Raw genomic sequence first — 15,165 nt, 5'->3', positions numbered from 1 at the left:
TCAATCAGAATAAACGGATAGTGCAATAATAAATACAGCTCAAGGAGAGCAAAGATAGGAACAAAGAAAGGAATCAAAAGTCTTATAAAGAGAAAAGCGCCCAAACCCGGCAAAAGTGTGGACGCTTACGAATGAATTGTGACTAACTAAAAATGGGAATTGATTTAGTAGTTATCAGTAGGCTGAGTTTTCTCGGCCTGAATTCGTTGATAGATCTCTTCACGATGGACAGATACTTCTTTGGGTGCGTTTACGCCAATCCGTACCTGATTACCTTTAACCCCTAAAACGGTTACGGTCACATCATCGCCTATCATAAGCGTTTCACCAACTCGACGAGTTAGAATAAGCATTCTTTGCTCCTTGAAAATTTACAAGAGTCGGGTCTCTAGAATTTCCCGGCCATTATCCATCATACATTGTCAATTCGTATAATCATTATTTATCACAAGTAACTCATACTTCATAACAAAATATAAATTTAGTGATTGATTATTTAACGGATCATCAATATCTCTATAAGGCGTTATCCCTATACAAACAGGGATATCGCCTTTTTTCAGGTTGCTATCGCTTACAGATGCGATTCAACCCACTCGTCAACACTTGCCAAAGCTGCTGGTAAAGCTTCAACATCAGTACCACCCGCTTGAGCCATATCAGGGCGACCGCCACCTTTACCGCCAATTTGCTGTGCTACAAAACTAATTAGCTCACCCGCTTTAACTTTAGCAGTTAAATCTTTAGTGACCCCAACAATTAAGCTCACTTTACCATCAGAAATAGTAGAAAGCACAATAATTGCAGAACCTAATTGATTTTTTAAATCATCAACCATTGTTCTTAGCATTTTTGGCTCAACACCATTAAGCTCACGAACTAAAAGTTTGATACCTTTCACGTTTTTAGCTTGGCTACCTAAAGAGGAACTCTCTTGGGCAGCTTGCTGATCTTTTAGTTGTTGGAGTTCTTTTTCTAATAAACGATGTTTTTCTTGGACTGTTTTGATCCTTTCGACCAAGTTTGTACCATCACTTTTTAGAACTTGTGCAACAAGAGAGATAAGATCTGATTGCTCATGAATACTCTCTATTGCTGCAATGCCCGTAATCGCCTCAATACGACGAATACCTGCTGCAGTACCTGACTCACTGACAATGCGGAATAAACCAATATCCCCCGTTCTAGAAGCGTGAGTACCACCACAAAGCTCAGTAGAGAAGTCACCCATTGTTAAAACACGAACTCGTTCGTCGTATTTTTCACCAAAGAGTGCCATTGCACCTTTTTCTTTCGCATCTTCAAGATCCATTAACTCAGTGACAACCGGTGAGTTAAGACGGATTTGCGCATTTACAATATCTTCAATTTCTCGTAATTGTTCTGGTTTAACGGCTTCAAAATGAGAAAAGTCAAAACGCAGATATTTGTCGTTAACTAAAGAGCCTTTTTGAGTAACGTGCGTACCCAGAACTTGGCGCAATGCTGCGTGCAATAAGTGTGTCGCAGAGTGATTTAAACGAATAGCATCACGGCGAGCAGTATCAATGGCTGCATTGATTTTATGGTTAACAATAAATGACCCTACGTTAACTTTACCAATATGACCAATAGCTTTACCGTATTTTTGCGTATCTGTGACTTCAAACAGGCTATCTTTACCTGTTAGAACACCTTTATCACCAACTTGACCACCAGACTCTGCATAAAATGCGGTTTTATTTAAGAAGATAATACCTTCTTCACCTGCTTTTAATTCAGTGACTGATTGTCCGTTATGGAAAATAGCGGTAATTGTGCCCTGCTGTTCATCATGCTCATAACCAGAGAACTCACTGCGGCTATCCACTTTAATTAGATTATTATAATCCGTACCGAAACCACTGGATTCACGAGCACGTTTACGTTGCTCTTCCATCGCGACTTCAAAGCCTTTTTCATCAACTTTGATATTTCTTTCACGACAAACATCGGCAGTTAAATCGATAGGGAAACCATAAGTATCATAAAGACGGAAAGCGGTTTCACCTGGAAGAACGTCATCTGTTAATTGAGCAAGCTCTTCATCTAATAGTTGAAGACCACGTTCTAACGTGCGAGCAAACTGCTCTTCTTCCGTTTTTAATACTTTTTCAACGATAGCTTGTTGGCGTTTTAATTCTTCACCAGCTTCTGCCATAACGTCAATTAATGGAGCAACTAGCTTATAGAAGAAAGTATCTTTAGCGCCAAGCATATAACCATGACGTACTGCACGACGAATAATACGACGCAGAACATAGCCACGTCCTTCATTAGAAGGGATAACGCCATCGCAAATAAGGAATGAACAAGAACGAATATGATCGGCGATAACACGTAATGATTTATTTTCTAAATCCGTTGCATTAGTCACTTGTGCAACAGATTTAATTAAAGAACGGAATAAATCAATGTCATAGTTAGAGTTTACATGTTGTAAAACAGCGGTAATACGCTCTAATCCCATTCCGGTATCAACCGATGGTTTTGGCAATGGATCCATTGTACCATCTGATTGACGGTTAAATTGCATGAAGACGATATTCCAGATCTCAATATAGCGATCGCCGTCTTCTTCTGGTGAGCCTGGAGGTCCGCCCCAAATGTGGTCACCATGATCATAAAATATTTCAGTACAAGGTCCACAAGGGCCTGTGTCACCCATTTGCCAGAAGTTATCTGATGCAAATGGCGCGCCTTTGTTATCACCAATACGGATTATTCTTTCTGCTGGAATACCAATTTCTTTATTCCAAATATCATAAGCTTCATCATCTGTGGCATATACCGTTACCCAAAGTCTTTCTTTAGGTAAGTTGAACCACTCTTTGCTTGTTAATAATTCCCAAGCAAAATTGATTGCATCATGTTTGAAATAGTCACCAAAACTGAAATTACCTAGCATTTCAAAAAAGGTATGGTGACGAGCGGTATAACCCACATTTTCTAAATCGTTATGTTTACCACCAGCGCGCACACAGCGTTGCGCGGTTGTCGCTCGGGAATAAGGTCTATTATCCAATCCAAGAAATACATCTTTGAATTGGTTCATCCCTGCGTTTGTAAACAGCAATGTTGGATCGTTATTTGGAACCAAAGAACTGCTAGGTACTATTTGATGTCCTTTAGTATGAAAAAAGTCGAGAAACGCCTGACGGATCTCAGCGGTGCTTTTGCTCATAATTATCCCGAAATCAAGCTGGAAAAACAGAAATTAGAAATCTAGTTAGAGGAGGTTTATTGTTACCTCTACTTAGCCAACGAATACATAAGTAGGGATAAGATAGAATTTCTTCTGTCAGAAGTAAAACCCCCGATAAACTTATTCGTGTTGACATTGTAAATCGTCTAGTTTTTTTCTGAAAGTGGGATTGTTATCTGAGAATGGGACTTTTCTCTATTTAAGAGCAATTATCTAGTGAAATGTTAACAACTTAAAGTATTTTCATTTTGTAATTATTAAAAAGTATTTGTTATTGCTGATTTTTTATGAGATTACTCTTTATACGTTTCTTTTCTCTGAATAATCTCTTTTTCTCATAGCAATTAGTAATAAACACATAAGCATCATTACTTAAATAAGATATTAATAGCACGATAACTTACTAAAATAAAAGCGTTTATCAGTATAAAACACATCTTACATCTCAACAAACCTTTAAATACAATTTAAATTAGATCCAAATATATTGAAGATATTTATTTTTATATGTCAATTATTTATTATCTGGCGCAACCATATTATCGTAATGATTCTTATTTAGATTATTTATCCACAAGGATATATCACCAAAATTTCACTATATAAAATTTCATACAGCTAAAAAAAATAGGTTAGTAAAAAATATCGTTATATTAAATAAAGTAGTGTTAAAGGCTATTTTTTATGAGAAGAGAACAAAATAAGACTAATTTTAACCTTCTTTTGAATAAAAAATACGACATATAGCAAAAAGGAAGCTGTTTTAGAGCTTCCTTTTTTAAGTGAGTTAAATCACATTAATTGACTAGAGGTTTACAACTACGATAATCGTAATATGTTTTAATACACATTTAATTTAGCAATTTAGACATTGGCAAAAAAATTATTCTTCTGTTTCTTCAATATCTGCTGCATTATCACTATCGTTAGTAAAATCAGCTGCGCTAGTAAATTCACCAGCATGATTTAATAACATTTCACGTAGTTTAGTGTTTAACTCATCATACATTTCAGGGTGTTCTTTTAGGTAAGTTGTAGCATTGGCTTTACCTTGGCCAATTTTCTCACCATTGTAGCTGTACCATGCGCCAGCTTTCTCTACCAATTTATGTTTAACACCTAAATCAATCAGTTCACCAAAGGTATTAATACCTTCGCCATACATAATTTGGAATTCAGCTTGTTTAAATGGTGCTGCAATTTTATTTTTCACCACTTTAACGCGTGTTTCACTACCAACAACTTCATCACCGTTTTTAACAGAACCGATACGACGAATATCTAAGCGAACAGATGCGTAGAATTTAAGAGCATTACCACCTGTTGTGGTTTCTGGGTTACCAAACATAACACCGATTTTCATGCGAATTTGGTTGATGAAAATAAGCAATGTGTTGGAATTTTTCAGGTTACCCGCTAATTTACGCATAGCTTGGCTCATCATACGAGCCGCTAGGCCAACGTGTGAATCACCAATCTCACCTTCAATTTCTGCTTTTGGTGTTAAAGCAGCAACGGAGTCAACAACGATAACATCAACAGCGCCAGATCGAGATAACGCATCACAAATTTCTAAGGCTTGTTCACCCGTATCAGGCTGAGAACACAGCAGATTATCAATATCTACGCCTAGTTTTTTAGCGTAGATAGGATCTAAGGCGTGCTCAGCATCAATGAATGCACAAATTTTGCCTTCACGTTGAGCGGCAGCGATAACTTGTAATGTTAACGTTGTTTTACCAGAAGATTCTGGGCCATAGATTTCAACAATACGGCCGCGTGGTAAACCACCAGCACCTAAAGCAACGTCTAATGATAAAGAACCCGTAGAGATGGTTTCAACGTTCATGGAACGATCTTCGCCCAGACGCATGATAGACCCTTTACCAAATTGCTTTTCAATTTGACCAAGTGCTGCGGCCAATGCTTTTTGTTTGTTTTCATCAATAGCCATGTTATCTCCCTCTGGGCAGTGAAGCATAAAGATGGGTCACTACCATTAAAACGTATATGATTTTGCTTGTTGAAACTCATTATACTGTATAATCATACAGTATCAAGTTAATTATCAATAATTTCTTTAATTATTGATTTTAAAGAAAAAATAACAGATTCAGCTCTTATTTGCTCTCGTGAACCACTGAATATACAGTGTTTTGCCATAGTTTGAATACCTGTTGGCGTTTTCATTGCAAAGCCAAACCAAACTAAACCAACGGGTTTTTCTTCGCTACCACCACCGGGGCCTGCAATACCACTAACAGACACGGCAACATCTGCATTAGCTGTTATCAGCGCCCCTTTGGCCATTTGAAGAACGACTTCTTCACTCACCGCGCCGTATTTAAGCAAAGTTTGTTCATCAACGCCTATCATTTCATGCTTTGCTTCATTGCTATATGTTACAAAGCCACGGTGATAATATTCAGAACTTCCTGCAATATCAGTGATAACTTTTGCAATCCATCCGCCAGTGCAAGATTCAGCCGTTGTTATCGTACTTTTCTTTTCAAGTAACGCTTTACCTACCTCAATACTTAGGCGGGTCATTTCATCGTAATTTATCATTAAGGTTCATCTAACCTCTATTCTAAATCTCACTGTTTAAGATTTCTTTCTGGTGCAATCCCATAACCATAGCCCACCAATGGCTAGGGCAAAGATAGCACCAAAACCAATTCCGATAGCAACAACAGAGATACCAATGCTCGTAACCAGTGAGAATAATCCAAGCATTAATAGCATTGCTGTATTTTCACCGAGGTTTTGTACAGCAATAGCATTACCAGCACCTACACTGTGCTTTCCTTTGTCTTGTAATAACGCATTCAATGGCACAACAAAGAAACCACCAAAAACACCAATGATGATAAGAATTAAGTAGGATGGAATAATTGAGGTTTGCAGTGAGAAATAAACAACGCCAAGACCAATTAAAATACCGGCTGGCATACAGCGACGCACTGTTTTCAATGTCACAAATTTAGCCGCTAATCCAGCACCGACCACAATACCAATGGCAACCATCGCATTTAATACCGTCGGTGTCGTATTATCGGTCATACCTAGAGCAATAGGAACCCACTGAACAAGTAAAAAGCGTAATGTGACTCCTGCGCCCCAAAACATGCTGGTTCCCACTAAAGAAAAGCGACTTTCTTTATCAGCCCATAAAGTACGTGTAGCCTCAAGAAACAGTATGAACATTTTTTTAATGTTCCAACCACGACCAATTTGAGCTGCTGATAATTTAGGTATACCAAAGTTAACAAATACAGCTAAAGCATACATTGCAGCACAAACACCTAATGCAAAAACAATGCTCCAATCTGAGAGTAAACCACCAATAACTGATCCCAGTAAAATAGCTGCAATGGTAGAAGCTTCCATTAAGCCATTCGCTTTAACTAAACGTTCACCATCTGTTAATTCACCTAAGATGCCATATTTAGCTGGAGAATAAACCGCAGCACCAATTCCCACGAGGGCATAACCCAGGAAAGGATCAGAGCCAACACAGATAAGAAATGCGCCTACAAATTTTAAAAGGTTACCACTGAGCATAACTCTGCCTTTAGGAGTACGATCAGCAAATTGTCCCACAAAAGGGGCTAAAAGAATAAAAGCCAGCACAAAGACCATTTGTAAGACAGGTTGACTCCACTCTGGGTACAGTGACGATTTAAACTGTGCAAGAATGGCAAACAGCAAGGCATTATCGGCAAAAGCAGAAAGAAATTGCGATAAAAGTACCGCTTTCATTCCCCTACTCATTAAAGGAGGCTGGCTAATATTCTCTGGCATTAGTTGTTTTCCTGTTCAGCAAGTTTCTTCAATGAAACAAAATCCGTTTTTCCGCTTCCTAATACAGGAATATCTTTGATAAAACGAATGTCTTTCGGCACAGCGATTTCAGCAACACCTTCAGATTTTGCCAGTGTTGATAGTACACTACGATCTAACTGTCTATCTGTTGTAAAAAGAACTAACGATTCACCTCGGCGTTTATCACTTATTGATACAACTGCATGCTCACCTTGAGATGCTTTACGTGCAAGTTGCTCAACACCTTCGAGAGAAACCATTTCACCTGCAATTTTTGCAAAGCGTTTAACGCGTCCTTTTATTGTGCAGAAACCTTCGCTATCAATAGCAACAATATCACCCGTGTCGTACCAACCTTCTTCGTCAAGACCTTCAGCATTAGTCGCAACAGGAGCTTCCAGTTTTTCAGGTGATTCTACACGCAAGTATCCCATCATTACATTAGGGCCACGCAGTTGTAGTCTACCGCCTTCGGTAATACCATTCATTGGGATTAAGCGACCTTCCATCCCCGGTAATAAACGCCCTACTGTATGAGCTTTAGCACTCATAGGCACGTTGATTGAGACAACAGGTGCGCATTCTGTTACGCCATAACCTTCTAAAATACGAATACCGAATTTCTCTTGCCATAAAACACGCGTTGATTCAGAGAGCTTTTCCGCCCCAGCAACCACATATCTCACTCTGGCAAAATCATAAGGATGGGCAAATTTTCCGTAATTACCTAAAAAGGTTGATGTACCAAATAATACTGTACAATTTTGGTCATAGACTAATTCAGGTACGACTCGATAGTGTAACGGACTTGGATAAAGAAAAACGCGGGCGCCCAAGCAAATTGGCGTTAGCAAGCAAGCTGTTAAACCAAATGCATGGAATAACGGCAATGCTGACATAAATTTGTCTTTCGGTGAAAAATCAGCAATAGCACGAATTTGCTCAACGTTAGCCAATAAACTTGAATGGCTGTGAACAACACCTTTAGGCGTCCCTTCAGAGCCTGATGTAAATAGAATAACGGCTGCATCATGTGCATCTTGCGGTAACATCGCTTTTTTAGGCGTAATGAGATGTTTGAGGATCCAGCGTTTATCTTCACTGGTAACAGTCTCTTTTAGATCCTCAAGATAAATCCAATTCGCTTCTGGGGTTTGCTCAGGAATATGCAATAAATTCCCTTTTTCTAAAAACTGACGTGATGTGAAAATGGTTTTGATTGATGCCGCTTTCATCGCATTTTGTACACCTAAACTACCTGCCGTGTAGTTAAGCATTGCCACAACACGTTGACGCATTGTTGCACCTAATAGTGCAGCCGCAGTTACTGTTGTATTTGGAAGCAGTAAACCTATACGCTCTTTAGGTTCAGTGTAACGCTCAATCAATCGGCTGATCCCTAACGTTTTTTTCAGCAACCCTTGATAGGAGTCCTCTTTTAGATTGATATCTGAAATTAATGGACTAAACCGCCCATATTGAGACATTGCCTGTAAAAATGCTTCGTACAGCGTGATATTAAGGCGTGTTTGCATGATGGCTTCCATCATGATATCGCGCATGGCTTCACCCGCTAATCGACGACGCTCAGAAGATTTTTCAGCTTTTGGCATCGGTAAATCAACAGCAGGAAGTACCTTGATAGTGATTTTAGGAAAGAATTGAGATTTTATTCGTAAGCTTTTACGTACTCGTGAAAAATAGCTGAATTCAGCCCCTTCAATTCTAACAGGAACAACTTTAGCGCCTGATTTTGCGGCAATAAAAGCAGCACCTTCATAAATTTTCATCAACCCATTGGTTACGGTGATCCTTCCTTCTGGGAAAATCACAACCGGACGACCTTTATCCACTTCTTTAACCAACTGACGCACAGCCATTGGATTGGCGGGATCTAAAGGTACGATATCGGCATAGCGACCTAACCATCTTGTCGTTTTTGCAGAAGCAACAGAAGTATAAACAGCAAATACCGGATTAATAGGCAGGAATAAACGTAATAATATACCGTCAATAAAAGAAGTATGATTTGGCGTAATTATACATTTTTCATATTGTGAAAACTGATTAACAAGTCCTTCAATTCTTATTCTAAATAAGAATTTAAATAGTGTTTTAAAAAACGCTATCAACATCATATCCATATCTCATTTTGCTATAATTAGCCTTACTATAAATAGGATGTGATGAAAATAAAATAGATGTTCCCTGTTTTATCCTTTATATCAGACGACTACTTAATTATTTCATTAGTTTTGCGAGAATTGCCTCAATAATATCATTTATAGGTAGTCCCGCATCGACAATAATATCAGCACATTGCAAATATAAAGGTTCACGTTTAGCCAAAACGTCATTCATTTCTGAAACTAATGTTTTACCCGTCAAACTTGGTCTTTGTGCTTCATTGGGATCTCGGGACAAACGCTCAACTAAAGTTTCAAGAGATGCCTGTAAATAAATAATAACACCTGAAGATTTCATATAAGTACGATTTTGTTCTGCTAAAATCATACCGCCACCCGTTGAGATAACTTGATTAGGATGACTAACTTGGACTAGTGCTTCTGATTCCGTTTGCCGAAAAAAATCCCAACCTTTCTCTTGAACCATTGAAGCTATAGTTTGTTGATATTTTTGAGTTATCCAATCATCCGTATCAATAAATCTATAATTTAAAGTGAGGGAAAGCGCTTTACCTACTGTTGTTTTTCCTGCACCTCTAGGTCCGATAAGGTAAATTGTACTATCCATAAAATGCACTATCTCCATAGTGTGTTCCCTTTTAGGGGTGTAATTAAAAATTTACATACTGTAAAGTGTGAAATATCATACCTGATGTAACAAAAAAATAAAGCCACACTTTAGAAAAGTATGGCTTATTGAGTCATCTTAACAATTAGCTACGAATTGTATTATCGCCGTAACCAATCCATTTATAGGTCGTTAGGGCATCTAATCCCATAGGACCTCTAGCATGTAATTTCTGAGTACTAACAGCAACCTCGGCACCTAAACCGAATTGTCCACCATCAGTAAAACGCGTGCTTGCATTAACATACACCGCAGCAGAATCGACTTGACGAACAAAGCGATCTGCATTCGCAATAGATTGCGTTAAAATAGCGTCAGAGTGCGCAGTACCATAACGGCGAATATGGCTAATTGCCTCAGTTAAACCACTCACAACATCTACGTTTAAATCAAGTGACAACCATTCGTCGCAATAATCTGCATCTTTCACATCAACCACAGTAGCCCCGCCTTTTTTCAGCCCAGCTAATGCCTTCTCACTTGAATGCAAAGTCACCTTTTGAGCCGCCATAGCATCACTTAACTGTGGCAAAAATAGATCTGCAATATTTTCGTGTACTAAGAGCGTTTCTAAAGAGTTACACGCGCTTGGACGTTGTACTTTTGCATTGACGATAACAGTTAATGCTTTTTCTAAATCTGCACTTTCATCCACAAAAGTATGACAAACACCGATACCACCAGTGATAACTGGAATGGTTGATTGTTCACGGCAAAGTTTATGCAATCCTGCACCACCTCGTGGAATAAGCATATCAATATACTCATCCATTTTTAGCATTTTAGCGACTAACTCACGATCAGGTTTATCAATCGCCTGAATAGCGCCAGCAGGAATACCACATTTTTCTAATGCTTGTTGAATAACAGCAACAACCGCTTGGTTAGTATGGTGGGTTTCTTTTCCGCCACGAAGAATAGCCGCATTACCCGTTTTCAAACACAAAGAAGCGACATCAATTGTGACATTAGGGCGAGCTTCATAAATAACCCCCACAACACCCAACGGCACACGGCGACGCTCTAAACGTAAACCGCTATCTAGCATACGGCCATCAATCACTTGACCCACAGGATCTTCTAAACGACACACTTGTCGTACATCATCTGCAATGGCTTTTAAACGTGCAGAATTAAGTAATAAGCGATCAAGCATAGCGGCATTAATATTGGCTTCGCGAGCCGCTTGCATATCTTTTTCATTTGCGGCAAGAATTGAAGCTTCTTGTTGTTCTAATAAATCAGCCATCACTAATAATGCCTGATTTTTTTGCTCTGTTGATAGTTGAGCTAAATGCCAAGATGCCTCTCTTGCAGATTTACCCATTTGTTCTAACATCAGAAGGCTCCTTAGCTAACAATCATATCATCACGATGCACGGCAACACTGCCATACTCGTAACCTAAAATTTGACTAATTTCTTGTGAATGGTGCCCTGCAATTAAACGCAGTGCGTCACTATTATAGTGTGCAACACCATGAGCGAGATCTTTACCTTGCAAACTTTGAATGCGGATAACACATCCACGAGAGAAATCGCCTTTAATGTCTTTGATACCTTTTGGTAAAAGGGAGCTACCTTTTTCTTTAATTGCGTTTTCAGCCCCTTCATCAACCACAATCACCCCCGCAATTGGCGCACCAAAGATCCAGCGTTTACGCGCTTCTAATGGACTTTGTAAACCATGGAATAACGTCCCAACAGGTTCATCATTTATAACTTTAGCGATAACGTCAGGTTGTACGCCTGCGGCGATGACAACATCAATACCCGCACGCCCAGCAACGGTTGCTGCTTGCAGTTTTGTTGCCATACCGCCCGTGCCTAAGCCCGATACGCTATCACCTGCCATTTGGCGCAACTCATCATTGATATCAAAAACTTCGGGGATCAACTTAGCATCTGGATTACTGCGGGGATCAGCCGTATAAAGCCCTTCAATATCCGTCAATAATAACAGTTTATCTGCACCGCCTAAAATAGCCGCTAATGCTGATAAGTTATCGTTATCACCCACTTTAATTTCCGCGGTAGCAACAGCATCATTTTCATTGATAACGGGAATAATATGGTTATCTAACAGTGCATGTAATGTATCACGTGCATTTAGGAAACGTTCTCTATCTTCAATATCAGCACGCGTTAATAGCATTTGACCAATATGAATACCATAGATGGCAAATAACTGTTTCCATACTTGAATTAAGGCACTTTGCCCTACTGCGGCAAGCAACTGTTTTGAAGCAATCGTTGCGGGCAAATCAGGATAATTCAAATATTCACGTCCTGCTGCAATTGCACCTGAAGTGACAATGATAATCCGATGCCCTTTTTCGTGTTGTTTAGCACATTGGCGAACCAGCTCAACAATATGAGACTGATCCAGACGTCGTGAACCACCAGTAAGTACACTTGTCCCTAATTTAACAACCAGCGTTTGGCTGCTACTCATAACATTTACCATTCTTGTTGATTATTTAAAAAGATAATACACAGTTTTATCAGGAGAGAAGCGTTATGCCAACTGACATAACGCAAAATCTATGAAAAGTTGCCCTAACACAAAATTAGGGCTGAATGGGGAGAGGAAATTTGTTCATTTTTTCATCTGGGATGAGTGTCATCTCTAATTCACTCACCGCGAGTTGAAGAAATTCATGAAAACGAATAAGTGTTTCATTGATTGACTCAATAACATCATTCTTACTGATGTTCTGATGGAGCCAATCACCATTTTTATCGAATAGCCCAATTTGATAATGATAAATGAGCTGTTCATTATTACGTTCTAATTCCATCCACCAGCCCCAAAACTCTCGTTTTTCCGGCGCGACTTTTTTATTTACACAAACGGCTAAACAGTCAAAAAAGAACTGGCTCTCTTGGCATTGTTGCTCTCGGATATATGGACCGATTTGAGCAAAACGCTTTAATAACTTACCTCGGGTAGGGTTCAAAGATGAAGTCATAAATTCAGTCTCCTTAGAAACTCTACTGTTATATAATCTAATATAATTAGCAAGTTATTGTTTAAAATTAATTATATTAATTTATCATAGATCCAATCTGCACTTTTTTGTAACGCAAGCTCTAAATTTTCGTAAAGCGGTTTGTCATTAATAGCGAGAATGTCACCATCCATAGAGGAGCGTGCAATTAATTGCGAATCCTCTTTAGGACTCATTTCATCCCCTTTCCAATAAACGCCCATCATAGGAACAGGTATCCGTCGCCCAATCAAGCCTTGGTTTTTCAGAGAATAACTACTCAATGATAATCGAAGATTATTCTCATCAATATTCCATAATCCTAAGCGACTTGCTAACACATCAAGATACATCACAGGAATTTTTTTCTGCAATTCAGCTTGGGTAAAGAAGGAATGGATCAAAGGGCCTAAGGCAACAACGCCTTTAATCAATTTTGGGTAGATATAAGCTAAGCGCACGGCAATATTACCGCCAAAACGAAAGCCCATCACACCAACACGAGTATGATCAATCCAAGGTACTTCAGAAAGTTGTTTTAGTACTTCACCTTGTAACTGGCATGTATCTTCCGTTAGTTTTTGTTTTGCTGAATAACCAATTGCTGGCATATCCAGCGTTAGCATTGCAATACCTTTAGGGGAAAGGTAATCACGAAAGAAGCTGACATAATCGCTTTGTAAGCCATCTAATCCACCACAAAATAACACGGTAGGATAAGGCCCCCTGCAATCTTTTGGCAAATGCAGAAATCCCGTTGTCGTCCCTTTTCCCTCTAATTTAAATGTTAGTTTTTTGACGTCAAAAGAGGAAAATTTCGTCGCATTCTCAAAAGCTTTCATCGACAAAATAACAGCTTGATCAGCTAAGAAATCACCATTAATAAAGGGATATGCGGCAATGCTATAAAGATGTGCGGCTTGTAGCCAACAATCTGCTGCGGCATCACCAGACTCTTCACGTAATGCTTTTTGTTGCCAGATCATCGCTTGATGTGACCACTCAAATGACCAACCTCCTTTACGATACCCTACCACGGTATCAATAAATTTATCGTCACTACGAGGGGCATCCTGTACCGCAATTCGACTTAACACCTCTTCTATTTCAATAGGGGAAATTCCACGCCAAATCCAAAGTAAACGTTGAATAGTTCGATACCAATTTTGCTGGCTCGTACCATTAAGCACGGTATAGGTATTAATATTTGATTTTGGATGGGTGTACTGAATTAGCGTCGAGGTTTCAGCGTGTTTTGCTCGTGGCTTAAATAAAGTTTCAGAAAGATTCGTATTGTTTGCCATATCACTCTTCAAATCAGTGGATATCGTATAAAGGGGGCTTAAAAGTCTGGCTCTATCATAGCATGAAATCGACTGAAACAATGTGTATCACGACAAGCAATCGCACGAAGACACCATAACAAGAAAGAGAAAAAAGCTTAAAAACAAAAATCCCCGCCTAGGCGAGGATCTCAATTAAAACAGCAAAACGAATGCTATCAACTTATTTTTGATCGCAAACAGGTGGAATAAAAGCAACCCCCATATCCCAAGGCTGTTCAATCCAAGTATTTTGCGGAATATCAACCACAAAATCATCCACTAAAGGACGCCCTTCTGGTTTTGCAAAGATAGTGACGAAATGCGCTTTTGGATACATTTCACGGATAACTTTAGCAGTACCACCCGTATCAACTAAATCGTCAACAACGATAAAGCCTTCACCATCGCCTTCTGCTTTTTTTAAGATTTTGAGGTCACGCTGATGATCGTGGTCATAGCTAGAAATGCAGACTGTATCCACATGACGGATACCTAATTCACGAGCAAGTAATGCAGCAGGGACTAATCCCCCACGGCTGACAGCAATAATGCCTGTCCACTGTTCGACTGGTAATAAACGTTGCGCCAATTGACGGGCATGTATTTGCAACATATCCCACGTTACAACATATTTTTCGCTCATAATATTGTGATCCTAGCTACTTGAATTTCGAGAGAAGCTTTTTTGCGGAAAAAAAGGTTGCGCGAGATTATAGTGATTTGGGCACCTAAAAACCAGAGAAAACGTGAAAACAGGTGAGATTATCCTCATTTTTTTCTGTAATGTCTTTTTCTGATTAAAAAGTGAACCTTGTAAAAAATGAATACAAAATAGAGATCTAATTTCTTAGATAGAGATGTGAATAGAATGACGCATTCATCAGAAGAAAGTGATATTCTCAACTATATTGGCGTATAACGCTCAGAATAATAAAGCTAACCCTTAAAAAAGCGGTAGGCTATCAATAACACAGATGCTGTTAGAGGAG

The 15,165-nt window shown here is 39.0% G+C and carries 12 protein-coding genes; all 12 read right to left on the bottom strand.

Annotated elements, in window-relative coordinates:
* Positions 1–164 precede the first annotated feature (164 nt).
* Positions 165–353, bottom strand: coding sequence for a carbon storage regulator CsrA (gene csrA, locus B6258_RS10100; RefSeq protein ID WP_004244778.1), 189 nt, complete (start codon positions 351–353; stop codon positions 165–167).
* Between the two features lie 221 nt (positions 354–574).
* Positions 575–3,202 (bottom strand): alanine--tRNA ligase, encoded by a 2,628-nt coding sequence (alaS, locus tag B6258_RS10095; RefSeq protein ID WP_099075160.1) that lies wholly within the window; start codon positions 3,200–3,202, stop codon positions 575–577.
* Positions 3,203–4,106: 904 nt separating this feature from the next.
* Positions 4,107–5,177 (bottom strand): recombinase RecA, encoded by a 1,071-nt coding sequence (gene recA, locus B6258_RS10090; protein WP_099075159.1) that lies wholly within the window; start codon positions 5,175–5,177, stop codon positions 4,107–4,109.
* Between the two features lie 107 nt (positions 5,178–5,284).
* A complete protein-coding gene (gene pncC, locus B6258_RS10085) occupies positions 5,285–5,791 on the bottom strand; it encodes a nicotinamide-nucleotide amidase (protein WP_099075158.1) in 507 nt (168 codons plus the stop codon).
* 36 nt (positions 5,792–5,827) lie between these two features.
* A complete protein-coding gene (gene lplT, locus B6258_RS10080; protein ID WP_099075157.1) occupies positions 5,828–7,027 on the bottom strand; it encodes a lysophospholipid transporter LplT in 1,200 nt (399 codons plus the stop codon).
* On the bottom strand, positions 7,027–9,186 hold the full coding sequence (aas, locus tag B6258_RS10075) for a bifunctional acyl-ACP--phospholipid O-acyltransferase/long-chain-fatty-acid--ACP ligase (protein WP_099075156.1): 2,160 nt from the start codon (positions 9,184–9,186) through the stop codon (positions 7,027–7,029). Before aas ends, lplT begins: the two co-directional genes overlap by 1 nt.
* Positions 9,187–9,289: 103 nt before the next feature.
* Entirely contained in the window at positions 9,290–9,802 is a 513-nt protein-coding gene (gene aroL, locus B6258_RS10070) for a shikimate kinase AroL (RefSeq protein WP_099075155.1), read from the bottom strand.
* A gap of 145 nt (positions 9,803–9,947) precedes the next feature.
* A complete protein-coding gene (locus tag B6258_RS10065; protein WP_099075154.1) occupies positions 9,948–11,201 on the bottom strand; it encodes a glutamate-5-semialdehyde dehydrogenase in 1,254 nt (417 codons plus the stop codon).
* An 11-nt stretch (positions 11,202–11,212) separates the two neighbouring features.
* On the bottom strand, positions 11,213–12,316 hold the full coding sequence (gene proB, locus B6258_RS10060; RefSeq protein ID WP_099075153.1) for a glutamate 5-kinase: 1,104 nt from the start codon (positions 12,314–12,316) through the stop codon (positions 11,213–11,215).
* Between the two features lie 115 nt (positions 12,317–12,431).
* Positions 12,432–12,833, bottom strand: a complete 402-nt coding sequence (gene crl, locus B6258_RS10055; protein ID WP_099075152.1) for a sigma factor-binding protein Crl — start codon at positions 12,831–12,833, stop codon at positions 12,432–12,434.
* Positions 12,834–12,904: 71 nt separating this feature from the next.
* Positions 12,905–14,155 carry an esterase FrsA gene (frsA, locus tag B6258_RS10050; RefSeq protein ID WP_099075151.1) on the bottom strand — a complete coding sequence of 417 codons (1,251 nt, stop codon included), beginning with the start codon at positions 14,153–14,155 and terminating at the stop codon, positions 12,905–12,907.
* A 202-nt stretch (positions 14,156–14,357) separates the two neighbouring features.
* Complete coding sequence (gene gpt, locus B6258_RS10045) at positions 14,358–14,819, bottom strand: xanthine phosphoribosyltransferase (RefSeq protein ID WP_006534780.1); 462 nt, start codon at positions 14,817–14,819, stop codon at positions 14,358–14,360.
* Positions 14,820–15,165 lie beyond the last annotated feature (346 nt).

This window comes from Proteus alimentorum (assembly GCF_002607735.1).
GTDB classification, from domain to species: Bacteria; Pseudomonadota; Gammaproteobacteria; order Enterobacterales; family Enterobacteriaceae; genus Proteus; species Proteus alimentorum.
Note: the sequence above shows the minus strand (reverse complement) of the source record. Positions and strands in the feature narration are given on the sequence as shown.

Excerpts from the sequence above, each read along its gene's own strand:
- csrA (WP_004244778.1), bottom strand. The coding sequence starts at position 353 with ATGCTTATTCTAACTCGTCGAGTTGGTGAAACGCTTATGATAGGCGAT.
- alaS (WP_099075160.1), bottom strand. The coding sequence starts at position 3,202 with ATGAGCAAAAGCACCGCTGAGATCCGTCAGGCGTTTCTCGACTTTTTT.
- recA (WP_099075159.1), bottom strand. The coding sequence starts at position 5,177 with ATGGCTATTGATGAAAACAAACAAAAAGCATTGGCCGCAGCACTTGGT.
- pncC (WP_099075158.1), bottom strand. The coding sequence starts at position 5,791 with ATGATAAATTACGATGAAATGACCCGCCTAAGTATTGAGGTAGGTAAA.
- lplT (WP_099075157.1), bottom strand. The coding sequence starts at position 7,027 with ATGCCAGAGAATATTAGCCAGCCTCCTTTAATGAGTAGGGGAATGAAA.
- aas (WP_099075156.1), bottom strand. The coding sequence starts at position 9,186 with ATGATGTTGATAGCGTTTTTTAAAACACTATTTAAATTCTTATTTAGA.
- aroL (WP_099075155.1), bottom strand. The coding sequence starts at position 9,802 with ATGGATAGTACAATTTACCTTATCGGACCTAGAGGTGCAGGAAAAACA.
- B6258_RS10065 (WP_099075154.1), bottom strand. The coding sequence starts at position 11,201 with ATGTTAGAACAAATGGGTAAATCTGCAAGAGAGGCATCTTGGCATTTA.
- proB (WP_099075153.1), bottom strand. The coding sequence starts at position 12,316 with ATGAGTAGCAGCCAAACGCTGGTTGTTAAATTAGGGACAAGTGTACTT.
- crl (WP_099075152.1), bottom strand. The coding sequence starts at position 12,833 with ATGACTTCATCTTTGAACCCTACCCGAGGTAAGTTATTAAAGCGTTTT.
- frsA (WP_099075151.1), bottom strand. The coding sequence starts at position 14,155 with ATGGCAAACAATACGAATCTTTCTGAAACTTTATTTAAGCCACGAGCA.
- gpt (WP_006534780.1), bottom strand. The coding sequence starts at position 14,819 with ATGAGCGAAAAATATGTTGTAACGTGGGATATGTTGCAAATACATGCC.